21 protein-coding genes are annotated in these 21,416 nt (G+C 68.3%); 8 read left to right on the top strand and 13 right to left on the bottom strand.

Annotated features, from left to right (window positions below):
• Positions 1–224: 224 nt before the first annotated feature.
• Together A37U_RS45210 and A37U_RS0124940 are read left to right on the top strand one after the other, a co-directional pair.
• Positions 225–1,211, top strand: a complete 987-nt coding sequence (locus tag A37U_RS45210) for a glycoside hydrolase family 43 protein (RefSeq protein ID WP_020499398.1) — start codon at positions 225–227, stop codon at positions 1,209–1,211.
• A gap of 94 nt (positions 1,212–1,305) precedes the next feature.
• Complete coding sequence (locus A37U_RS0124940; protein ID WP_020499397.1) at positions 1,306–2,733, top strand: M20/M25/M40 family metallo-hydrolase; 1,428 nt, start codon at positions 1,306–1,308, stop codon at positions 2,731–2,733.
• Between the two features lie 31 nt (positions 2,734–2,764).
• On the opposite strand, the gene A37U_RS0124935 is transcribed toward A37U_RS0124940, so the two are convergent.
• The 6 genes from A37U_RS0124935 to fni form a co-directional block, all read right to left on the bottom strand.
• Positions 2,765–3,265, bottom strand: a complete 501-nt coding sequence (locus A37U_RS0124935; protein WP_020499396.1) for a hypothetical protein — start codon at positions 3,263–3,265, stop codon at positions 2,765–2,767.
• Between the two features lie 43 nt (positions 3,266–3,308).
• Positions 3,309–5,471, bottom strand: coding sequence for a translocation/assembly module TamB domain-containing protein (locus A37U_RS0124930; protein ID WP_020499395.1), 2,163 nt, complete (start codon positions 5,469–5,471; stop codon positions 3,309–3,311).
• Positions 5,472–5,775: 304 nt separating this feature from the next.
• Positions 5,776–6,591 (bottom strand): class I SAM-dependent methyltransferase, encoded by an 816-nt coding sequence (locus A37U_RS0124925; protein WP_026197573.1) that lies wholly within the window; start codon positions 6,589–6,591, stop codon positions 5,776–5,778.
• Between the two features lie 314 nt (positions 6,592–6,905).
• Positions 6,906–8,435 carry an alpha/beta hydrolase gene (locus A37U_RS45205; RefSeq protein WP_020499392.1) on the bottom strand — a complete coding sequence of 510 codons (1,530 nt, stop codon included), beginning with the start codon at positions 8,433–8,435 and terminating at the stop codon, positions 6,906–6,908.
• 26 nt (positions 8,436–8,461) lie between these two features.
• Positions 8,462–9,307 (bottom strand): DUF4097 family beta strand repeat-containing protein, encoded by an 846-nt coding sequence (locus A37U_RS0124910; RefSeq protein WP_020499391.1) that lies wholly within the window; start codon positions 9,305–9,307, stop codon positions 8,462–8,464.
• Positions 9,308–9,389: 82 nt separating this feature from the next.
• Entirely contained in the window at positions 9,390–10,415 is a 1,026-nt protein-coding gene (gene fni / locus A37U_RS0124905; protein WP_020499390.1) for a type 2 isopentenyl-diphosphate Delta-isomerase, read from the bottom strand.
• A gap of 180 nt (positions 10,416–10,595) precedes the next feature.
• On the opposite strand from fni, the gene A37U_RS0124900 reads away from it, so the two are divergent.
• Positions 10,596–11,288 carry a DedA family protein gene (locus A37U_RS0124900; protein ID WP_020499389.1) on the top strand — a complete coding sequence of 231 codons (693 nt, stop codon included), beginning with the start codon at positions 10,596–10,598 and terminating at the stop codon, positions 11,286–11,288.
• On the opposite strand, the gene A37U_RS0124895 is transcribed toward A37U_RS0124900, so the two are convergent.
• The 4 genes from A37U_RS0124895 to A37U_RS0124880 form a co-directional block, all read right to left on the bottom strand.
• On the bottom strand, positions 11,285–12,667 hold the full coding sequence (locus A37U_RS0124895; RefSeq protein ID WP_020499388.1) for an FAD-binding oxidoreductase: 1,383 nt from the start codon (positions 12,665–12,667) through the stop codon (positions 11,285–11,287). The two genes, A37U_RS0124900 and A37U_RS0124895, sit on opposite strands and share 4 nt — an antisense overlap.
• Before the next feature lie 95 nt (positions 12,668–12,762).
• Entirely contained in the window at positions 12,763–13,131 is a 369-nt protein-coding gene (locus A37U_RS0124890; protein WP_020499387.1) for a hypothetical protein, read from the bottom strand.
• 13 nt (positions 13,132–13,144) lie between these two features.
• The gene (gene nagA / locus A37U_RS0124885) at positions 13,145–14,248 is read right to left on the bottom strand and encodes an N-acetylglucosamine-6-phosphate deacetylase (RefSeq protein ID WP_020499386.1); all 1,104 of its coding nucleotides are present in this window, start codon (positions 14,246–14,248) and stop codon (positions 13,145–13,147) included.
• Positions 14,245–14,805, bottom strand: coding sequence for a SigE family RNA polymerase sigma factor (locus A37U_RS0124880; protein ID WP_031470201.1), 561 nt, complete (start codon positions 14,803–14,805; stop codon positions 14,245–14,247). Before A37U_RS0124880 ends, nagA begins: the two co-directional genes overlap by 4 nt.
• A gap of 119 nt (positions 14,806–14,924) precedes the next feature.
• Here A37U_RS0124880 and A37U_RS0124875 point away from each other — a divergent pair, with 119 nt between their 5' ends.
• Complete coding sequence (locus tag A37U_RS0124875; protein ID WP_020499384.1) at positions 14,925–15,209, top strand: YciI family protein; 285 nt, start codon at positions 14,925–14,927, stop codon at positions 15,207–15,209.
• Between the two features lie 119 nt (positions 15,210–15,328).
• On the opposite strand, the gene A37U_RS0124870 is transcribed toward A37U_RS0124875, so the two are convergent.
• Both A37U_RS0124870 and pseB read right to left on the bottom strand, forming a co-directional pair.
• Positions 15,329–16,459 carry a DegT/DnrJ/EryC1/StrS family aminotransferase gene (locus tag A37U_RS0124870; RefSeq protein WP_020499383.1) on the bottom strand — a complete coding sequence of 377 codons (1,131 nt, stop codon included), beginning with the start codon at positions 16,457–16,459 and terminating at the stop codon, positions 15,329–15,331.
• Complete coding sequence (pseB, locus tag A37U_RS0124865) at positions 16,452–17,474, bottom strand: UDP-N-acetylglucosamine 4,6-dehydratase (inverting) (RefSeq protein WP_051111738.1); 1,023 nt, start codon at positions 17,472–17,474, stop codon at positions 16,452–16,454. The genes A37U_RS0124870 and pseB overlap by 8 nt, the downstream gene beginning before the upstream one ends.
• Position 17,475: 1 nt before the next feature.
• On the opposite strand from pseB, the gene A37U_RS0124860 reads away from it, so the two are divergent.
• The 4 genes from A37U_RS0124860 (at position 17,476) to A37U_RS45200 (ending at position 20,839) form a co-directional block, all read left to right on the top strand.
• Positions 17,476–18,207, top strand: a complete 732-nt coding sequence (locus A37U_RS0124860) for a cytidylyltransferase domain-containing protein (protein ID WP_020499381.1) — start codon at positions 17,476–17,478, stop codon at positions 18,205–18,207.
• Entirely contained in the window at positions 18,204–19,109 is a 906-nt protein-coding gene (locus A37U_RS0124855) for a hypothetical protein (RefSeq protein WP_020499380.1), read from the top strand. Before A37U_RS0124860 ends, A37U_RS0124855 begins: the two co-directional genes overlap by 4 nt.
• A 207-nt stretch (positions 19,110–19,316) precedes the next feature.
• Complete coding sequence (gene pseI / locus A37U_RS0124850; RefSeq protein ID WP_020499379.1) at positions 19,317–20,393, top strand: pseudaminic acid synthase; 1,077 nt, start codon at positions 19,317–19,319, stop codon at positions 20,391–20,393.
• Complete coding sequence (locus tag A37U_RS45200) at positions 20,393–20,839, top strand: GNAT family N-acetyltransferase (protein WP_020499378.1); 447 nt, start codon at positions 20,393–20,395, stop codon at positions 20,837–20,839. Before pseI ends, A37U_RS45200 begins: the two co-directional genes overlap by 1 nt.
• On the opposite strand, the gene A37U_RS0124840 is transcribed toward A37U_RS45200, so the two are convergent.
• Entirely contained in the window at positions 20,836–21,372 is a 537-nt protein-coding gene (locus tag A37U_RS0124840; RefSeq protein WP_020499377.1) for a bacterial proteasome activator family protein, read from the bottom strand. The two genes, A37U_RS45200 and A37U_RS0124840, sit on opposite strands and share 4 nt — an antisense overlap.
• Between the last annotated feature and the right edge of the window lie 44 nt (positions 21,373–21,416).

The following is a 21,416-nucleotide window of genomic DNA, read 5'->3' as shown; positions in this document are numbered from 1 at the left end:
CCGCTGGTGATGGCGACCCGTCGGTCACTCGAATGGAGGCGTGGATCGCAAATCCGTGACCGTGTGACGCCATACACAGTGGGACCGATCGCCCGAGAGTCCCCCGGCTCGCCCGTAGCGGGGATAAACCGCGCCCAGAACACGGATTCCGGGGTTTTCCGGTTAACGACCGCCGCGATATCACCGAGTAATCAGTGAATCACCGAGCCGAACCGGGAGCTCCCGTGCCACCGAGATCGTCCGCCCGCAAGATCGCCCTCGCCGCCTGCTTCGCCGTCGCGGGGCTCGTACTTCCGGTCACCGCGAGTGCCGCGACCGCACCGAAACCCGCCATCGGCGCGGCGTTCCCCGATCCCGATGTGCTCTCCTACGGCATCTCCTACTACGCCTACTCCACGAACGTCGGCTACTCCGACGGGGTGCGCAACGTCCCGGTGCGGCAGGCCTCGATCACCATGGACGGACAGTGGACCGATCGGGGCGACGCGCTGCCGAATCTGCCCGGCTGGGTGGGCCGGTACCAGGGAACCGGCAGCTACAACGTGTGGGCGCCCGATGTCTCCCGGCGCGCGGACGGCACCTTCATCATGTACTTCGCCGCGAACAACAAGGCGGACAACCACCAGTGCATCGGCGCGGCCACCTCCTGGACCCCGCTCGGGCCCTTCAAACCCGTGCAGAAACCCATCGTGTGCACCAGGAGCGCCTTCGAGGAGATCGATCCGGCCACCTTCGACGAATTCCTCGGCAAGCACTACCTGGCCTACAAAGCCTCGACCGGGCCCGGCGGGACGAACGCGCGCATCTACGTCGCCGAGGTCTCCGCGGACGGATTGCGCGTCACCGGGACACCGCGCGCCGCCCTGGCCGCCGACCGCCCCGAGGAACGCGGTGTCATCGAGGCACCGACCCTGATCAAGCACGGGTTCACCTACTACCTGTTCTACTCGGCGGCCCCGTTCAACAGCGGGCACTACTTCGTCAACTACGCCACCGCGAAATCCCCGTACGGCCCGTACACCAAGGCACCGGGAACCCTGCTCGACGGCAACACCTACGGCATGCGCCTGCCCGATCCCGGTGGCCAGGACATCGTCTCCACCGTGCTCGGGGACCGCATCGTGTTCCACGCCGACACCGGCAAGGGACGGCAGATGTTCGTCCGCCCGCTGAACTGGAACCTGCTCAACGGCCACCCATCGATCGGCTGACCTGGGCAAACATGAGGTTGTGCGTGGTTGTGTTGGTTAGAACCAACACAACCACGCACAACCGGCTCGCCTGCCGAGTGGCAAGATCGGGTGCATGGATCGCGCCGAGCTGAGCAAGACCGTCTCCGAGCTGTGGGACACCGCCGTCATGGACGGGCTGACCGAACTGGTCAGGATTCCCGCCGTATCGTCCGCCTTCGACGCCCAGTGGGAGGAGAGCGGACATCTCGGGCGCGCGGTCGAGCACATGCGGGCCTGGATCGAGGCGCGCGGGCTGCGCGAGGCCCAGGTGGAGGTCGTGACGCTGCCGGGCAGGGGACCGCTGCTGCTCGTGGATGTTCCCGCGTCGAGTTCCGCGGCCGCGGAGGCGGGCACCGTGCTGCTCTACGGCCACCTGGACAAGCAGCCTCCGTTCGACGGCTGGTCCGAAGGGCTTTCCGCCTGGGAACCGGTACGCAAGGGCGATCAGCTGTTCGGCCGCGGTGCCGTGGACGACGGGTACTCCGGCTTCGCGGCCACCGCTGCGATCGAGGCCATCCAGCGTAACGGCGGCGAACACGGTCGCTGCGTTCTGCTGCTGGAGACCGGTGAGGAGTCCGGGAGCCCGGATCTGCCCGCCTACCTGGAGCACCTCAGCGAACGGCTCGGCACCGTGGCCTTCGTGATCTGCCTCGACGCGGGCGGTGCGGACTACCGGCGGCTCTGGCTGGTCACCTCGCTGCGCGGGCTGCTGCAGGTGCACGTCACCGCGAAGGTGCTCGACGCCGCACAGCACTCCGGGGTGGCCAGCGGCGCGGTCGCGAGTTCCATGCGCGTGCTGCGCGTGCTGCTGGACCGGCTGGAGAACTCCGCGACCGGGAAATGCCTCGTCGACGCGATGAACGTGCAGGTTCCCGCCGACCGGCTCGCCGAGGTACAGGACATGGTCGCGGACATTCCGGGGTACGCAAAGGCCGGTGTCGCGCTGGCTCCCGGGGTCTCCCCGGTCACCGAGGACGACCTCGAGCTCGCGCTCAACACCACCTGGCGGCCGACACTGTCGATCATCGGCGCCGACGGCATGCCCGCACCCGCGGACGCGGGCAACGTGCTGCGCGCCTCGACCACGCTGTGCCTGTCCTTCCGGCTCCCGCCGACCGCCGATTCCACCGCGGCACTCGCCGATGTGCGCAAACTGCTCACCACCGACGTGCCCTACGGCGCGCACGTCGAACTGTCCGGGGTGGAGGCCGCGGACGGCTGGAACGCCCCGACCCTCGCCGGATGGCTGTCCACCGGACTCGATGAGGTCTCCACGGACATCTTCGACGACCCGTGGCGCGCGCTCGGCATGGGCGGGTCCATCCCGTTCATGGGCCTGCTCGCGGAGCGCTACCCGGCCGCGCAGTTCCTGGTGACCGGCGCGCTCGGCCCGGACTCCAACATGCACGTGGCCGACGAATCGCTGAACGTCCCGTTCGCCACGAAGGTCACCAAAGCGATCGCCGTACTGCTCGACGCGCACGCCCGCTCGGCCGCCTGACCGGTTCAGGACGAGCGGCCGCGCGGTCGGCTCACTGCTGATGCTGCTCGGCGAGTCGTTTGAAGTTCAGCAGCTGCCGTCGGGCCATGACCAGATCACCAACAGAGAGCCCGATCCCCAGTAAGCGGTTGGTCTGAATGACGACCTTGAGCAACAGACGGGTCGTGCCGTGCTCCTGCGGCACGACCACATAGGACATGAAGGCGCCGATGATGGTGCCGGTCAGCTGTCTCCCCGGCTCCACCGAAACGATCCGGCCCAGTTTCCGGCCGCCCGCGGCCGTGAACCGTTCCCCGACCCTGGGCTCCGGAAGGCCCACCAGCTCGCGCGGTGAGCGGCGGCCGAAGTTGTCGAACCAGTCATACGAGTACGGCGCCAGCCTGATCTGCGCCACCCACGGCCACACCAGTTCGGCAGGCGCCTCCACGGTCACACCTCGCCATGCTTGCACGGCGGAAGCGGTGACGAAGTCATCGCACGGGTAGGAACGCGCGACCTCGCCGTCGCGCACACCCCATCGGTCACCGATCACGCCTCCATCCTGCCTGCCGGACGGGCCGGAAACCATATGCCGGTCAGTTGGAGCGGCGGAGCATCCGGGTGAGCGCGGCGGCGACCGTGGTGGCGAGGATCCACCCGCTCGCGGTGAGGATCTCGGCGAATGCCTGGGAGGGGCCGTCGACGTACCACCGTCCCTTGTTGCCGAAGTCCACGATGGGCACGAGCAGGTCCAGGGTGTAGAGGACGGGGTTCCAGGAGAGGTGGTCGTCGGAGTTGACCTCGTGCAGCGGCCCGGCGAGGGAGAACCACAGGCACCCTGCGGCGAACAGGCCGATGAGCCAGGCGAGCGCGCGCATCGGCCGGTAGCCGTAGCCGAGCAGGACCCGCTGCAACCAGCTCCAGATCAGCGGCAGGAAGTTGAGCCGCTGATAACCACTGGCCAGTGCCACGTATCGGCGCCGCTGTTTGGTGAACAGGACGGTGGCGGCGTGCTCATCGTTACCGGAGGCGCGAAGCACGCTGGCCAGCTGGTCGTACGGCCCTGGCCGGTACTCGCCGGACCGGGCGAGCCATTCCAGTCTCTGCTCGATCGCTTCGTCGTCGACGACGTGCACGGGATCGGTGAACGCCTCGAAGCGGAAGTCCTCGAGGTCCACCCCGCCGTGCGCGTCGAACAGGTGCTCGTTGTCCTCGAGCGAGGTGCACCTGGCGTGCCGTAACCGGACTGCTCCGCGCGCCGGGGCGCCGAGGGTGAGCAGCAGCTGCTGTGCGGTGAACGCGGTCGCGTCGAGCGCTATCCGGTCCTCGGTGCATTCGGCGCCCACGGTGACCCCGGCCAGGTTCGCGGTGCCGCCGACGGTGCACCGGTCGATGCGCAGTCCGCCCTCGATCACGCACGGGTCAAGGGAGGAACCGAGAATCAGGTCTCTGCCGACGCGCGCGGCCCGCATGTCGAGCAGGGGTTTGGGGCGCCCGTCCCGGGAGTGGTGGCCGGGCTCGCTGATGTGCGCGCCGCGCAGATCGAACTTCACGGCGATGTCCGCGCCCTGCAGGGACACGGTTCCGCGTACCCGCAGCGCCTGGCATTCCAGGTTGCCACGGACCACGAGATGCCGGGCCTCCAGCACATCGTCGCCCGGATTGTCCACATTGGCCAGGTCGAAGTTGGCGTGCCCGTGCACGGTCACCCCGACCATGCGCAGCTGCCCGTGCGCCGTCAGCTGCCGCGCGTTGAGATCGCCGTCGATGCTCGCGCCGTCGATGTTGAGCGCCCGCAGCCGGGTCCCGGGCCCCTCGGACATGTCGAACTCGGCACCGGCGAGGCGCAGCGAGCCACCGATCCGCCCGTTGACCATCCGGATGGTTCCGGTGCTGTGCAGGCCGAGATCGAAGAGCACGTTGCCGCGCACCTGGACGCGGTCGGCGACCACGGTGGCCCGGATGTCGTAGTAGGGGTCGTCGTTCGGCGGTGGATCGGCGTCCTCGGTCTTCGGCCGCAGCATGGCACCACGCAGCACGAACGCGCCGGACACCTGCGCGTTGCTGAAGAACATCAGGCCGGTCGAGGTGAACGGTTTCGGTTCCGGGGCATCAAAAATCTGGCCGCAGATCAGGTTGCCGTCCACGTTCGCGGCGTTGAGCGTGATCGTGAGCCCGTTCGGATTGACCAGGTCGGCGCCGCGCAGGGTGAGATTGCCGCCGACCCGCAGGCTCGGCAGGCGCAGTTCGCCACGCGCGGTCAGTCCCGAGGCGAGCAGCGCGCCGGAGATCGTGAGCCGGTTTCCGTAGAGCGCGCGCCCTCCCGGGTTGTTCAGCGTGCTGTGTTCCAGGGTGAGCGAACCCTCGATGGCGGCATCGGTCAGATTGATCGGGGCGCCGTCCACAGTGGTCTCGAGGATCACGATGTCGTTGTCGCAGCGCAGATTCCGCGCTTCCAGGCCCGGCAGGTGGCAACCGTGGAACTCCGCGCCGGCCAGCTTCGACTGGCGCAGGTCGGGTGCGTTCTCGAACCGGCAGCGGACGAATTCGAGCACATAGGGGAACTCGATAGCGCGCAGGTCGAGCACCCCGGTCAGATACCGGTCGGCGACCCGGACGACCGGTGGATTGTTCGGGCGGCGGCGCCAGGTGCGCATCCCGGTCTCCGGCTCGACGACGCCCTTGATCACCTCGGCCGCGGGAAGCACGGCCCAGTCCGGCGGCGACTGCGCGAAGACATCGAGCTCCCTGTCCGCCAAGGCGGGCTCCTTCCGGCTCTGCTACGGCGTGCTGCCGTATCGGCCGGACAAGGGAATCGGAGAATCACGCGGAATGGCAAGCCCCGCGGCAAGGGGGAAGCGCAAGCGACGGCGTGTCCGATATGCCCGTCGTCACCGGTTACCTGCGCTTCGTAGTCGACCGTGGCACCCGGTCACCGTGGGCACCGCCGCCGCATCGGGCCGCCACCCTGGGCGGATACCGGTTCCGGGCGCCGCCAGCGGACGGGGCGCCGTATCCCGGCACGCGGCGCCCGTCGAACTGATCACATCTTGGTATCCGGCCTCAGTCATCGACCCGGCACAGGATCTCGCCGTGCGGAATGGCGAACCAGCCGTCCGGATGCGCGGCCCATTCCCGCCAGCCCGCGGAGATCTCCTCGAGCTCGGCCGGGGTGGCGTGCCCACCTTCCACGGCCTGTTCGGCGATCCGCGAGTCGACGATGCGCTGTGCCCACATCCCGCCCCACCACGCGCGTTCGGCCGGGGTGGAATGACACCAGATCGAGGCGCTCGGCAGTACCTCACTCGCCCCGGCGGCGTTCGCCCAGGCCAGCAGATGCCGACCGCCGTCCGGTTCGGCACCATTCGCCTGGGCGACCGATCGGTACACCTGCTGCCAGCGAGTCAGCCGCTCATCGGCGGGCCACCAGAACGCGCCCGCGTAGTCGGTGTCCCGGACGGCGACGAGCCCGCCCGGCCGCGCGATCCGCAGCATCTCGCGCAGCGCGGCGACCGGATCCGTCAGGTGCAGCAGCACCTGGTGCGCGTGCACCACGTCGACGGAGTCGTCCGGGATATCCAGGGCATAGACATCGCCCTGCTCGAAGGTCACATTGCCCCGGCCCGCCTGCTCGGCGTTCGCGCGCGCCTCCTCGAGCACCGCGGCCGAAGGGTCCACCCCGAGCACCCGGCCCGGAGCGACCCGCTCCGCGAGATCCACCGTGATCGTGCCGGGCCCACAACCGATATCGAGCACGCTCAGTCCGGGCCGCAGTTCCGGCGCGAGATAGCCCGCCGAGTTCTCCACCGTCCGCCATTGTTGAGAGCGGACCACGCTCTCCGCATGGCCCTGCCCGTATGCCTGTTCAGCACTCGTCATGCTTCGGCACAGTATGCACGTATCCCATATTTTGCAACAGAACTCCCACTATACGAGACGAGATGGAGCACCCGGATCCCGGGTCCTGCCGCATCGACAGGTCGACAATCAGTGCGATTCCTCGGCGAAATCGAATACGAAGAACCGCAATTTCGCCGCGCGGAGTTTCGCGATGGCACGGAGCCGGAGGCACCTTTCCCGCGACGCCATGTGTTCCTTGGCGATCTTTTTCACCTACTGCCGCACCGGACGGTCGCATTCCATCCGGGGCAGAATGGGAGCCACGCATTCCACGGACCGCCCGGATCCACCGATCATCCGGCACTCCTGCGCCCGCCCTTGTATCCGCGCTGCTGAATTCCTCCGCGACCCGCGAAGACCTGCGCCGCGGGCTGTTCCGACCGGACCGACTTTTCCCGTTGCGCGCCAACCGGTTCACGATGAGGCGGGCACTGGTCCGCGCGCGCCGACGGCGTTCCGGTGACCAGATACCTTGCCTCCTTGGCGCGGCCGCACGCGGAATTGAGCAGGAGGCTGTGGCCATCGCCGTGATAGGTGAGAAGTGCGCTGTTGTCGATACGAGCCCGCACTCCCATAGCGAAGGCGTAGGGGGTGGCCGGATCATGCAAACCGTTGGCGAGCAGGATCGGCGCGCTGGTGTGGATGCGCGCGGGGCTCGGCGGATTGCTGATCGGGGCTGGCCAGCCGACGCAGCCGCTCGCCCAGTCCCACCATTCGCTGTAGCGCCAAGTGTTCGGCGCGATCGAACGCAAGGCCGCGCGCATCGCCCGCACATCTCCCGGACCGCGCAGGAACGTACCGAAGTCCTGACAGCCGACGGCCCGATACGGCTGGGCGTACGCGGGATCCGCGGAACCGTTGGCGCCGACGAGCGCGCTGGCGTCCCCGGAACCGGCCGCGGTGAGCGCCTTGTCGAGTGCCGGCCAGCCCGCGCGCACGGTGAGCCCGCTGTACACCCCTTCGCGTACCGCCGCTTCGCCGACCGTGCGGTTGCCCGCGTGCAATTGCCCGGCCGCGGCCCGTTCGGTCAGCGTTCGCAGGGCCACGGGCACATTCCTGGTCCGGCAATTGTCCGCGCACCAGCGCGCGAACCGGTCGAAGGACTGTTCGTGCGCCCGCGCGCCGAGGAGTACATCGGAACGCAGCGAGCGGCCGTGGTCGACGATCCCGTCGAGCACCATCGTGCGCACCCGGCCGGGGAAAAGCTCCGCGTACTTCGCGCCGAGCTCGGAACCGTAGGAGATGCCGAGATAGTTGATCCGCGACGCGCCCAGTGCGGCGCGGACCGCGTCCATATCCCGCGCCACGCTCGTCGTGTCCATCTGCGCGAGCAGCCGCTGATCGCAGGATTCCGCACCGCTGCGGTTGACGGCACGCAGCCGGTCGAATCCGGCCGCGGTCACCGGAAACCGGTCTGCCGCGCCGAATCCCGCCGAACAACCGGGCACCGGTTTACTCGAACCGACACCGCGCGGATCGAGGCCGAGAATGTCGAAGCGGCGATGCAGCTCGGCGAACTCGGGCTGGTCGAACATGCCCATGGCCACCGAGGCGGTCCCGGAACCACCGGGCCCTCCCGGGTTCGTCAGCAGCGCCCCGCTCCGCTGGCCACCTGCCGGAATCCGGTTCACCGCAAGGGAAATCTTGTCCCCGTCCGGTTTCGACCAGTCCACCGGTACCGAGACCCGGGTGCACTGCAGGTCCGGATGTGCCTGGCTCGGGCAGCTCCGCCATTCCGCTCGCTGCCCCGCATCCGCGGGCGAGACGAAACCGAGCACCCCGGCGGTGACCAGGGCGGCCGCCGCTATTCCCTGGTAGCGCAAGACAGCCTTCCCACCGATCCGGTCCCTCAGGACTTCGCGACAGAGACATCACCGGAACCGCTGCGCACCGTGATCGTATTCGGCGCGGAAGCGGTGTCGGGCACATCGACCCGAGCGCGGTCGTTGTCCTCGGTGTGCACCTGATACGGCGCGCTCGGCACCCGGATGTCCACGTTCCCGCTGCCCGCATCGACATTCACGTTCGCCACCGCGACCGACTGCACGGCGACCTCACCGCTGCTGTTCCCGATCTTGACCGGGCCGCGCATCCCCCGCGCGGTGACGTTCCCCGAACCGGCGTGCACATCCGCGCGGCCCGCGATATCGCGCAGCTCGACCTCGCCGCTGCTGCTCCGCACGTTCGCCGCCCCGGCGTCCTTGGCCACCGTGACATTCCCGGATCCCACGGACAGCTGCGCGGATTTCACATCGGTGAATCGCATATCACCCGAGCTGTTGTCGAGCCGGACATCGCCGACCGCGTTGGCGAGCATGTTCCCGCTGCCGAGCCCACCACCGACCGCCGCACCCCGGGGCAGATAGACCCGGTAGTCGACGGTGCAGTTGTCCCCGCAGCCCCCGAGCCGCAACGCATCCCCGTCGAGCCGGTAGGTCTGATCCGACGGCTTGTCGCCCCAGTACCGAAGCTCACGGACGATCCGGGTCTTGCCGTCATTCGTTCCGTGCAGCTGCACGTCCCCGCTCGGCACATCCAGGTCCACCCGTGCCACCCGTTCGCTGAGGTCCTGACTGGACCGCGTCACCTTGTCCACGTTGAAACCGTGGAACCAGCTCGACGGGTTCCCCAGGAACAGTGCGAGCGCCACGCCGAGCAGGGCCAGACCCCCGCACGCAAGCACGATTCTCCGCATTACCGCAACTCCTTCACCCAGCTTTTCTGGTCAGCAACGCTAGAGGCGGCCGGTGCTCGGCGCGATCCGGGAAACCCCCGATTTACCCCTGGGGTGTACCACAGGGGATCACCCCGGAGAGCGCGGCCAGATCCGGGCACCCCGCGCAGAACATGCCGACCCGCAGCTCGGTGATGAACCGTTCGAGCCAGGCCGTCACGGCATCGGCGGACTCGACGGCGGGATGCAGCAGCGGATAGGCCACCGCGACCACCCGCGCACCCGAAGCGATGGCCTTCGCCGCGTCCAGTCCGGAACGGATCCCGCCCGAGGCCACGAGCGGCAGCTCCGGCAGTTCGGCCCGCACCTCCCGCAGCGCGGTCGCGGTCGGGATACCCCACTCGGCGAGATCGGGGGAAACCACCGTGCCGTACGCGGCCAGCTGTTCCACCTTCGCCCAGGAGGTACCGCCCGCCCCGGCGACATCCAGTGCCGCGAGCCCCGCGTCCGCGACCGAGCGGGCGCACCCCGCCGAGATCCCGTGCCCGACCTCCTTGAGCAGCACCGGAAACTCCACCTCGCCGACCACGGTGCGGATCGCGTGCGCGAGCCCGGTGAAGTTCGTGTCCCCGCCCGGCTGGTTGGCCTCCTGCAGCGGGTTCGTGTGCAGCGCGAGCGCATCGGCCCCGATTTCGGCGACCGCCCTGCGCAGCTGCGTCGCGTCGTAGCCCTTCGCGAGCTGGGCGACCCCGAGATTGCCGATCAGCAGCGCGTCCGGGGCGTGCTCGCGCACCTGGAAACTGCGCGCCGCCTCCGGGTCCTCCAGCATCACCCGCTGCGAACCGAGCATCAGCCCGATCCCCAGCCGGTGCGCCGCGACGGCCAGGTTCGCGTTGATCGTGCCCGCCAGCTCCGCGCCCCCGGTCATCGCGCCGATCAGCACCGGGGCGCGCAGCGGTTTACCGAGGAACTCCGTCCCGGTGTCGACGACGGCGAGATCCGTCTCGGGCAGCGCGCGGTAGGGCAGTTCGATCTCTTCGAACCCGGTCGCGCGCCGGGTATACGCCACCTCATGGTTGAGGCAAACGTCGATATGCGAACGTTTGCGCCTGGTCAGCTCGCCGCTCATCGCCTACCACGTGAGGTCACCGCGCCATCCTACGGCCGCTGGCCCCACCCCGGCCAACCCCATTCCGACCTGCACGAACAGGTGCTTGTGAGGGCTTGTGTTGGTTCTAACCAACACAAGCCCTCACAACGGACCCTGCCACTCACAAGGGCAAAATCCGTGCGCCTGTACCGTGGTCACGTGATCGACGCGCAGACCACGGCCACGCAGGCGATCGGCATCCTCGACCCGGTGTGGTGGTTGCACACATTCGGCACCTATGTGGTGATCGGGGTGTGCCTGGTGATCTTCATCGAGAGCAGCATCTTCCCGGTGCTGCCCGGCGACTCCCTGCTGTTCACGGTGGGGTTGTTCGTCGCGAGCGGGCACATTCAGACCCCGCTGTGGGTGGTGTGTCTCGCGGTCACGGTCGCCGCGCTGATCGGGAACGCGCTCGGCTACTTCATCGGGTACAAGAGCGGTCCACGGCTGTTCAACCGGCCGGACTCGAAGATCTTCAAACGAGAACACGTGGACAAGACGCACGCGTTCCTGGAGAAGCACGGACCGAAGGCGGTGGTGCTCGCCCGGTTCGTCCCGTTCGTGCGCACCTTCATCACCTGGATCGCCGGGATCGGCCGGATGGACCCGAAGACCTACTTCACCTACACCGCGATCGGCGGGGTGCTGTGGGCCGCGGGGATCACGGTGCTCGGCTACTTCCTCGGCCAGATCGACTTCATCGGCAGGAACATCGACCTGATCTTCGTGCTGATCGTGCTGGTCTCGGTCCTGCCGATCGTGATCGAGTACCTGCTCAGCAGGCGCCGGAAAAAGCGCGAAGCAGCCGTGAGCTCGACCGGCGGAGCCCACCGCCTGGAGGATCGCGCCTAGTCGCGCAGGGCGAACATCGAACCCGGGTTGAACAGGTTCCCCGGGTCGAGCGCCTGCTTGATCTGGCGGTGCACGCGCAGGCCGGCCGGGCCGATCTCGCGGGCGAGCCAGTCGCGTTTGATCTTGCCGACCCCGTGTTCACCGGTGATCGTGCCGCCGAGCGAAAGGCCGACCCCGAGGATCTCGTCGAAGGCCCGCTGCGCGCGCTCGAGCTCACCCTCCGAGTCGGCGTCGTACACGATCGTCGGGTGCATGTTGCCGTCCCCGGCATGTCCGACCACGGCGACGCGCAGGCCGACCTCCGCACTGATTCGCTCGCATTCGGTGATGAGCTCGCTGATCCTGGTGCGCGGAACACACACGTCATCGGTGAGCCAGGAGCCGTAGGTCTCCAGCGCGAGCAGCACCACACGGCGCGCCTGCAACAGCATCCGGCCCTCCTCGAGGTCGTCGGTGGAGTAGATCATCGAGGCCCCGCAGTCCTTGGCGATGCCCTCGAGCACGGACAGTTCGCGCATCGCCGCCTCACCACCGCTATCGGACTGGGCGAGCAGCAGCGCAGCGCATTCGGCCGCCCCGATATCGGTGTTGAGGTACTGCTCGGAGGCCTTGATGGAGGCCGCGTCCATGATCTCGAGCAGCGAGGGAACCGCGCCCGCGCGCACCGCCTTGGTCACCGCTTCGCCCGCGGCCGCAGGACTCGGGAACCCGGCGACGAACGTGCACGGGGCCTGCGGGAGCGGCCGGAGCGCGAGGGTGGCCTTGGTGATCACCCCGAGGGTGCCCTCGCTGCCGATGAACAGCTTGGTCAGGTCGTATCCGGCAACGCCCTTGACCGTGTTCCGCCCGGTGCGCAGCAGCGTCCCGTCCGCGAGCACCACTTCGAGGCCGAGCACCGAATCCGTGGTCACCCCGTACTTCACACAGCAGAGCCCGCCGGCGTTCGTGGAGAGGTTGCCGCCGACGGTGCACCAGTCATAGCTGGACGGATCCGGCGGATAGAACAGCCCGTTCTTCTCCACCTCCGTGCGCAGGTCGAGATTCACCACCCCGGGTTGCACCACCGCAGTCCGGTTGTCCACATCGATCGATTCGATCTCGGTGAACCGGGTCAGCACGAGCATCACGCAGCCGTCGATCGCATTCGCCGCACCGCTGAGGCCACTGCCCGCCCCGCGCGGCACGATCGGCACCCCGCTCGCCGCGCAGATCCGCACCACCGCCTGCACCTGCTCCACCGAAGAGGGGAACACGACCACCGCTGGCGAACCACTGTCCGCCAGCGGCATCATGTCCCGCGCGTACCCCGCGGTCACATCTGAATCCGTCAGTACCGCGTCCCGCCCCAGTTCGGCGACCAATGCCTCGGTGATGCTCATAGCTCGACCGTAGCGCGTCGCACAAGCAAACCCATCGTGCGTGGTTGTGTTGGTTAGAACCAACACAACCACGCACGAGCATCTGTTTGGCCAGGTCAGCGTAGGGTCAGCAGGCCGGCGACGGCACCGGCCGCGGCACCGAGCAGCAGGGCGAGCAGGAGGATCCAGCGCGCGGAAAGTGGCGGCGGTTCGGGGCGCGGGCGTGGCCGGGCGGGGTCGGCGGTTGCCGAGGTTGCCGGGGTCGTCGCCGGTTCGGGGGTTTGCTCGCCGAACAGTTCGGGGGAGAGCCGGTAGTCCTGACCGGAGAGCAGTTCGAAACTGGCGTCGTTGTCGGTGAACAGGCTGTCCTGGCTGGTCGCCGCCTCGACAGGGACCTGTTCCTCGGCACGCGCCTGCCCTGGCGCTTGCACGGCCTTGGCGCGCAGCGCCTCGGAAAGCAGCTGTTCCGGTGTCTTCTCGCTCACGGTAGTGCCGAGGTTATACCCACGAACCCCGGTGGAGCACTCGCCGCAGTCGCAGGTCCTCATCGAGCAGCACCAGGTCAGCGCGCCGTCCCTGGGCGATCGCGCCCACTTCGCCGAGGCCGAGCAACTGCGCGGGCAGCGTGGAGCTCGCCTGCACCGCCTCGGTGATCGGCATGCCCGAGCGTACGAAGTTCGCGAAGGCGCGGTCCATGGTCAGCACGCTGCCCGCCAGCGAACCGTCCGGGAGCCGGGGTTCGCCCTCGGTCACGGTGACCGCCAGCCCGCCGAGCTCGTAGTCGCCGTCGCCGAGCTCGGCCGCCGACATCGCATCGGTGATCAGCACGGTGCGCGCCCGTCCGGCGTGGGTCGCGGACAGGTGAATGGTGGTCGGGGCGAGGTGCACCAGATCGCAGATGAGTTCGACGGCGACCCGTTCGTCGTCGAGCAGTGCTCCGATGGGCCCCGGTTCCCGATGGTGCAGCGGGCGCATCCCGTTGAACAGGTGGGTGGCAACCCTGGCCCCGGCCTCGATCCCGGCGCGCACCTGCTCCTCGACCGCATCGGTGTGCCCGAGGGCGACGGTGACTCCCTCGGCGGCCGCCAGTTCGATCGCGGCGATCGCGCCCGCGCGCTCCGGGGCGATGGTCAGCATGCGCAGCGCGGACCCGCCCGCCGCGAGCAGCGCGCGCACCGCATCCGGTTCCGGGTCCCGCAGCGCGGCCGGATTGTGGGCCCCGCGGCGCTTGTCGGAGATGAACGGGCCCTCCAGGTGCACCCCGGCGATCAGCCCCTCTTCCACGAGCGGGGCGAGCGCGGTGAGCTGGCCGGTCAGCACCTCGATCGGCGCGGAGACCAGGCTGGCGAGCATGCTCGTGGTGCCACGCGCCCGATGCGTGCGGACCGCGGTGCCCACCCGCTCGGGAGTCGCCTCGGCGAAGTCCGCGCCACCACCCCCATGGCAGTGCATGTCCACGAATCCGGGGACGACATAGCCTCCGAGTGATTCACCGTCGACCGGCCCGCTGCCGACCCCGGCGATCCGTTCGCCCTCGACACGTACCCATCCATCGTCGAGCACCCCGTCAGGAGTGACGACCTTCGCGCCGCCCAGAATCACTTGGAACCCATGGCCTTCTGGAGCGTTTCCAGGGCCCGGCTCGCCGTGGACTTCACGGTGCCCTTGGAGATTCCGGCCGCCTCGGCGATCTCCGCCTCGGACAGCCCGCCGTAGTAGCGCAGCACGAGCACCTCGCGTTGCCGCGGGGGAAGGGTGCCGAGCGCCTGCACCACGGCCTGGTGCTCGGCGGAGAGCATGGCCAGTGATTCCGCGGACCGGGCGTTGACCTGGTGCGGTGGCGTGTACTCACGGGCAGTCTTGCGGCGCCGGAGCACGCTGCGCGAACCGTTCACCACCGCCGTGCGCAGATAGCCGACCGCAGCCTGGGCGTCTCGGAGATTACGCCAGTTGCGATGCAGCCCGGTGAACGCCTCCTGCACCACATCCTCGGCGGTCGCCTGTTCGTCCACGAGCAGAATCGCCAGCCGCACCAACCGCATCCGGTGCGCCTTGTACAGGTCTTCCAGGGTGAGCGGAACATCGGCGGGCTGCCCAGATGTGTCGAGCACGCGCAAGTGTCCGAGTGTCTGTTCGACCGAGCTCTCCACGTTATGCATGCTCGACTGGGTCCCGTCGTTCACAACCCCTCCTCATCACTGGTGGTAGACCGTACTACGCCACTACGGTGAAGCACTTCCCGTGTTGATGACGCCACGTAGAACGGATGAGTTGCCCCATGCAGTATTTCGCCGTGCAAACCGTGTACAGCTCCGATCGCGAGGTGCTGCTTGCCACCCGCGACCGGCACCGCGAGTACCTGCACGCCAAGACCGAGGACGGGAACGTGCTCGCTGCGGGGCCCTGGAACGACGACACCGGATCGCTGGTGATCTATGCCGCCGCGGACGAGAGCGAGCTCGCCATCCTGCTGGCCGACGATCCCTACACCGAGGCCGGGGTCTCCCAGGAGCGCACCATCCGCCAGTGGCGCCCCGTTCTCGGCTCCTGGGTAGTCTCCTGAAAGCTGCATCATACAGCTAACCGGCAAGCTCCTGACCTGGTCGAACAGGGTCTCGTGCGTGGTTGTGTTGGTTCTAACCAACACAACCACGCACGAGTGATCGAGCGATCGCGGGCCGGTCAGAGCTGGGCGAGGACGGCTTCGATGACCCGGTCGACCTGGCTGTCCGTGAGGTCCGGGAACAGGGGGAGGGAAATTTCCTCGGCGTAGTAGCGCTCGGCGTTCGGGCACAATCCCCTGCGGTACCCGAGGTCGGCGAACACCGGGTGCCAGTACGCGGGGATGTAGTTGACCTGCACGCCGATCCCTTGGGCACGCAGCGCCTCGAAGATCACTCGCCGTCGTTCAGCGGGCACCCGCAGTGGGTAAAGGTGCCAGACCGGGTCGGCGCCCGCGCGGCACGCCGGGACACGCAGCCCGTCCACTTCGGCGAAGGCCGCGGTGTAGCGGGCGTGGATGTCGGCGCGCCGGGTCTTGAACGCGGCGAGCCGCCGTAACTGTGCGCGTCCGAGTGCGCACAGCACATCGGGCAGCCGGTAGTTCAGGCCGAACTCGTGCACCTCCTGGTGCCACGGCCCTTCGTCCGGGAAGCGCTGCTGCGCGGGATCCCGGACCAGTCCGTGGTTGCGGAACCTGCGGGCACGATCGAGCAGCTCCGGATCCGCGGCGGCCACCGCGCCACCTTCGGCGGTCGTGAGGTTCTTGGTGGGGAAGAAGGAGAACGTGGTGAGGTCGGAGAGTGAACCGACCGGTCGCCCCCCGAGCGCGGCGCCGATCGAGTGCGCGGCATCCTCGAGCAACAGCGCGGATGCCTTGCGCGCCGATGATCGCAGCTCATCCATCGGTGCCGGGTGTCCGGCGTAGTCGACGGCAGCGATGACCGCGGTGGACGGCACGCACTCGGCCGCGACCGCCTCGGGGTCGAGGTTCCCGGTGTCCGCGCTGACATCGGCGAACCGCACCCGTGCGCCGCGCTGGACAGCGGTGGCGGCGGTGGCGACGAAGGTGAGCGGGCTGGTGATCACCTCATCCCCAGGGCCGATCCCCGCGGCCGCATAGGCGACGTGCAGCGCGGCCGTTCCCGAGGTCACCGCCACGGTCGGCACACCACCGGTCCACTCGGCCAGGTCCGCCTCGAAACCGGTCACCTCGGGGCCCGTGGTCAACCAGTCGGATTCGAGTACCGCACGCACCGCTTCGATATCGGAGTCCACAATGGACTGCCGACCATAGGGGAGGAATTCAGCCATTGTCGACCAGTTCACGCAATTCCTCATGCGTGAGCCACAGATCGTTCGTATCGGAGCGGTAGGCGAATCCTTCCGGAACGGGCGATCCGTCCTGCGGCGGCTCGTATCCCCATCCCGCGATATGCGGGCACACCACATACCGATCCTCGAGCAACAGGGTGCGCCGGGAATCGTCCGGGGCGATCATTTCCTCGTGCAGTTTCTCGCCGGGGCGCACACCGACCTCGGTCACCTCCGCGCCGGGCGCGATCGTTTCCGCGAGATCCAGCAGTCGCATACTCGGAATGCGCGGGACGTAGAGCTCGCCACCGTGCATCATCCCGAAACTGTCCACAACGAACTGAACAGCCTGTGGAAGAGTGATCCAGAAGCGGGTCATTTCCTTGTGTGTCACCGGAAGCGGCTTGCCCTCAGCGGCGATCCGTTTGAAGAAGGGGATCACGCTTCCCCGAGAACCCATGACGTTGCCGTAACGCACGACAGCGAATCGTGTCGGATGCGTGGCCGCGTAGTGGTTCGCGCTGATGAACATCCGGTCGGCACACAGTTTTGTCGCCCCGTACAGATTGATCGGGCTCGACGCCTTGTCGGTGGAAAGCGCGACGACCTTTTTCACGCCGGTGTCGATCGCTGCTTCGATGACATTCTGCGAACCGGTCACATTCGTCTGCACGAATTCGAACGGGTTGTATTCCCCGGTGTCGACCTGTTTCAGCGCGGCGGCGTGTACCACGTAGTCGACCCCGTGCATGGCGCGTTCGAGCCGCCGCCGGTCCCGGATGTCACCGATGAACCAGCGCAGCCGGGGATCGTCGCCGAACTGCTGGCGCGCCTCGTACTGTTTGAGCTCATCCCGGGAGAGGACGACCAGCCTGCGCGGGTCGAGGTGTTCGAGCGCGTACGTGATGAACGCCTTCCCGAATGAACCGGTTCCCCCGGTGAGCAGGATGCTTGCGCCTTGCAGCGGCCCCACGTACCTCACCCTTTCGCGTTGGCGATGACCTCCGTACGTCATCATGGCACCCATGCTGGTCAACGCTGTCATTCAGGCACGCCTGTCGTCCTCGCGGCTACCGGGCAAGGTGCTCGAGCCGCTTGGCAATGCGAGCGTGCTGAGCTGGGTGGTCGACGCCGCGCGGCGGGCCCCGGGAATCGCCGAGGTGATAGTGGCCACCTCGACCAGCGCGGACGACGACGCCGTGGCAGCCGAGGCCGATGCCTGTGCCGCACCGGTCGTCCGGGGCCCCCTGGACGACGTGCTCGAGCGCTACCGGCTCGCGATCGAGAAGTTCCCCTGCGACGCGGTCGTCCGGTTGACCGCCGACTGTCCACTGCTGGATCCTCGCCTGATCGGTCAGGTCGTCGCACTGTGGCGCTCCGACCCGAGCCTCGACTACGTGTCCAATGTGCTCACCCGGACCTACCCGCGCGGGCTGGACACCGAACTCGTGCGCGCGGAGGTGCTGAACACGGTCGAGGCCAGCGGCAGCGACCGGATCCACGTCACTTCCGCCGTCTATCACGCACCGGAACGGTACCGGTGCGCCGGCGTGCACGGCGGACGAGACGATTCGGACCTGCGCGTGACCGTCGACACCGCCGAGGACTATGCCGTGGTGCAGGCGATCGTCGACGAACTCGGCAGCTCGTCGAGCGATGTGCGCGCCGTGGTCGACTTTCTCCGGTCCCGCCCGGACATCGCGCAAGGCAACTCCGTCGTCCCGCAGAAGCCACTGGCCGCGGGGTGAGCGTCCGGCTCGCGCTGCACGCGCGCGGTGGCCCCGGGATCGGTGTCGGCCATCTCGTGCGCTGCCTCGCGCTCGCCGAGGAAGCCGTGGCCCGCGGGTGGACCGTCGGCATCGAACCGCCGGTCGGGGTGGACTGGCTGCGCACCGAATTCGACGCGCTCGGTGTCGCTTCCGGGCAGCTCGGCCAGCCCGATGTCGTGCTCGCGGACAGTTACACCGACGCACCTGCGCCCGGTTCCGCGCTCGTGGTCAACATCGAGGACGGGACATTCGGCCGACGGCGCGCCGACATCGTCGTGGATCCCAACCTCGCATCGTCCCCGCGCCCCGCGGACGGTTCCCCGATCCTGTTGCGCGGCCCCGAATATGCCCTGGTGCGCCGTAAGGTTCGCAGTGCCCGGCGGGGATCTAAGCCGACCGGTTTACCTCTCAAGGTGGCGATCACCCTTGGCGGTTCGACACTGGCCGCCCCCGTGGTCGCCGAGCTGCTCGACCGGCTCGCCGACAGCGGACTTCCCCTGCACTGCACCGTTTTCGGCGAACTCGACTGTCCGGACTGGGTGCGCGTTCGCCCACCGACACCCGACCTGCCGGTCCGGCTCGCCGCCGCCGATCTCGTCTGCGCGGGCGCGGGCATCACCCTGCTCGAAGGCTGCTGCATAGGCACCCCACTCGCAATAATCTGCCTTGTCGACAACCAGGAAGTCGGTTACCAACGGGCCGTCGAGCTCGGCCTCGCCACCGGACTCGGACACCCCGGCGAACTGCTGCCCGCTGAAACGCTCGCCGAAATCCTCAGCGACCGGGCAGGCCTCGCCGAGCGCGCCGCCCGTGCCCGGAACACCGTAGACGGCGCAGGCGCCGACCGGATACTGGACACCATCGAAAGACGGCTCCACTGAGCCAAAAGCGAACAAATCCCCACCCCGACATCCCCCACCCTCACCGGGGGGCGACCCCGCATCCAGTATATCGGTGCACGGCAGCGAATGGCGGGGCGCGAAAAATCTGGGGACAACCGCCGCCGCTGTGGACAACCACGCAGACGCTCGGAGTCCGGAGCAGCGAAGTGAACAGGGGCCATAACCCGGGCGTGAGAGACTGGGCTCGTGGGTGCACGCAGCTATGGTGATCAGCAGGTCCGCATCGGTTCGCGCGAGGTGGGCCCGGGCCGTCCGACGTATGTGATCGCGGAGGCGGGGGCGAATCACAACCGGGATCTGGACACGGCTCTCCGGCTGATCGACGTGGCCGCGGAATCGGGCGCGGACGCGGTGAAGTTCCAGACCTACACGGCGGAGGGGCTTTACAGTCGCAAGACGCCGACGATGTCGTACCTGACGGATGCGGATCTGCTCGAGAATCAGGAATCGGTTTTCGAGATGATCAAGCGGGTCGAGATTCCCTGGGAATGGCACGACGAGCTGGCCGAGCACGCGAGCCGGGCCGGGATCGACTTCCTGTCCACGCCGTTCGAGGAGAAGGCGGTCGATCTGCTGGAGCGACTGGATATCCCGGCGTACAAGATCGCTTCGTACGAGGTGAACCATCTACCGCTGATCGAGCGGTGCGCGGCCACGGGGAAGCCGCTGATCATCTCCACGGGAATGGCTTCGCTGACCGATATCGAACGGGCGCTGGACACGGCGAACGCGGCCGGGGCGAGTCAGCTCGTGCTGCTGCACTGCGCGGTGAACTATCCGCCGCGGTTCGAGGATCTGAACCTGCGCGCGATCGGCACGCTGACCTCGGCGTTCGGCATCCCCATCGGCTGGAGTGACCACACGATGGGGCATACCGCGGATGTGGTGGCGGTAGCACTCGGCGCCAGCGTGGTGGAGAAGCACTACACGCTCTCCCGGGACCAGGACGGACCCGACCATCCGTTCGCGCTCGAACCGGACGAGCTGACGGCGATGGTGACCGCGATCCGGGAGGCCGAGGACTCGCTCGGTTCCTCGGTGAAGCGGGTGACCGAGGCGGAGCACGAACTGTTCCGGCTCGGCAGGCGCAGCCTGGTCGCCGCCGGTGACATCGCGGCCGGGAAACCGCTGGCCCGCGCGGATATCGCGGTGAAGCGCCCCGGCTACGGGATCGCGGTACACGAATTGGACCGGCTGGTCGGCAAGATCGCGAGCCGGGACATCGAGGCGGACGAGATCCTCACCTGGGACCTGTTCGCCTGATGCGGATCCGCCCCGCGCGTGCCGAGGACGCGGCGCTACTGCTGGAACTGCGCAACGACCCCGACACCCGCCGGTCCTCGGTGCACACCGGAGTCGTCACCGAGCAGGAACACCGCGCCTGGCTACAGCAGAGCCTCACCCGGACCGACCGGATGCTGCTGATCGCCGAACAGGACGGCGCGCCGATCGGCACGGTCCGCTTCGATCTAGAAGAACCGGAAACCTGGGAACTGAGCATCACGCTCGCCCCGGACAGGCGCGGGCACGGGCGCGCCGGGCCGGTACTGCAGGCCGCCCAGGACTATCTCACCGAACAGCGGCGGGTGCGGTCCATCCGGGCCAGAGTGCGCACCGGGAACACCGCCTCCCTCGCGCTGTTCGCGCGCGCCGGATACCGGCGGTACCGCGCCGAGGACGGGTTCGTCCTGCTCGAACTCGCGTGCTAGAGGTACTGGCCGGGCCCGTGTCCGTGACCGGTCTCGCCCTCGTCCTCACCGAAGCCCTGCGGCAGGCCCTTGCGCATCCGCTCTAGCTGTTGCCGTGCGCTCATCTGCTGGGCGAACAACGCGGTCTGAATACCGTGGAACAGTCCCTCGAGCCAACCGACCAGCTGCGCCTGCGCGATCCGCAGCTCCGCGTCCGAGGGGTTGCCCTCGCCGGTGAACGGCAGCGAGAGCCGCTCCAGCTCCTCGCGCAGTTCGGGCGCGAGCCCCTCTTCGAGCTCGTGGATCGAGCGAGTGTGGATCTCGCGCAGCCGCGCCCGGGACGCGTCGTCGAGCGGAGCCGCTCGCACCTCCTCGAGCAGCTGCTTGATCATGGTGCCGATCCGCATGACCTTGGCCGGTTGTTCGACCATGTCGCCGACACCGCCCTCGGCCTCCTCGCCGGCTTCGGGCATCATGGCCGCGCCGACCGGTGTTCCGTCCGGGCCGACCACCATCACCGTTTCCCCACCCTTGCCGTCCTTGGATTCGGTCATAGCTTCCACTGTAGCCGCCGGACCGTCCCCGAACCGCCAACGGT

This window comes from Sciscionella marina DSM 45152 (genome assembly GCF_000379465.1).
In the GTDB taxonomy this organism is placed as follows: domain Bacteria; phylum Actinomycetota; class Actinomycetes; order Mycobacteriales; family Pseudonocardiaceae; genus Sciscionella; species Sciscionella marina.
The sequence above is the reverse complement of the archived record's forward strand: the minus strand, read 5'-3'. Positions and strand labels throughout refer to the sequence as shown.

Excerpts from the sequence above, each read along its gene's own strand:
- A37U_RS0124940 (WP_020499397.1), top strand. The coding sequence starts at position 1,306 with ATGGATCGCGCCGAGCTGAGCAAGACCGTCTCCGAGCTGTGGGACACC.
- A37U_RS0124925 (WP_026197573.1), bottom strand. The coding sequence starts at position 6,591 with ATGACGAGTGCTGAACAGGCATACGGGCAGGGCCATGCGGAGAGCGTG.
- A37U_RS0124910 (WP_020499391.1), bottom strand. The coding sequence starts at position 9,307 with ATGCGGAGAATCGTGCTTGCGTGCGGGGGTCTGGCCCTGCTCGGCGTG.
- fni (WP_020499390.1), bottom strand. The coding sequence starts at position 10,415 with ATGAGCGGCGAGCTGACCAGGCGCAAACGTTCGCATATCGACGTTTGC.
- A37U_RS0124895 (WP_020499388.1), bottom strand. The coding sequence starts at position 12,667 with ATGAGCATCACCGAGGCATTGGTCGCCGAACTGGGGCGGGACGCGGTA.
- A37U_RS0124880 (WP_031470201.1), bottom strand. The coding sequence starts at position 14,805 with ATGCATAACGTGGAGAGCTCGGTCGAACAGACACTCGGACACTTGCGC.
- A37U_RS0124875 (WP_020499384.1), top strand. The coding sequence starts at position 14,925 with ATGCAGTATTTCGCCGTGCAAACCGTGTACAGCTCCGATCGCGAGGTG.
- A37U_RS0124870 (WP_020499383.1), bottom strand. The coding sequence starts at position 16,459 with ATGGCTGAATTCCTCCCCTATGGTCGGCAGTCCATTGTGGACTCCGAT.
- pseB (WP_051111738.1), bottom strand. The coding sequence starts at position 17,474 with ATGACGTACGGAGGTCATCGCCAACGCGAAAGGGTGAGGTACGTGGGG.
- A37U_RS0124860 (WP_020499381.1), top strand. The coding sequence starts at position 17,476 with ATGGCACCCATGCTGGTCAACGCTGTCATTCAGGCACGCCTGTCGTCC.
- A37U_RS45200 (WP_020499378.1), top strand. The coding sequence starts at position 20,393 with ATGCGGATCCGCCCCGCGCGTGCCGAGGACGCGGCGCTACTGCTGGAA.
- A37U_RS0124840 (WP_020499377.1), bottom strand. The coding sequence starts at position 21,372 with ATGACCGAATCCAAGGACGGCAAGGGTGGGGAAACGGTGATGGTGGTC.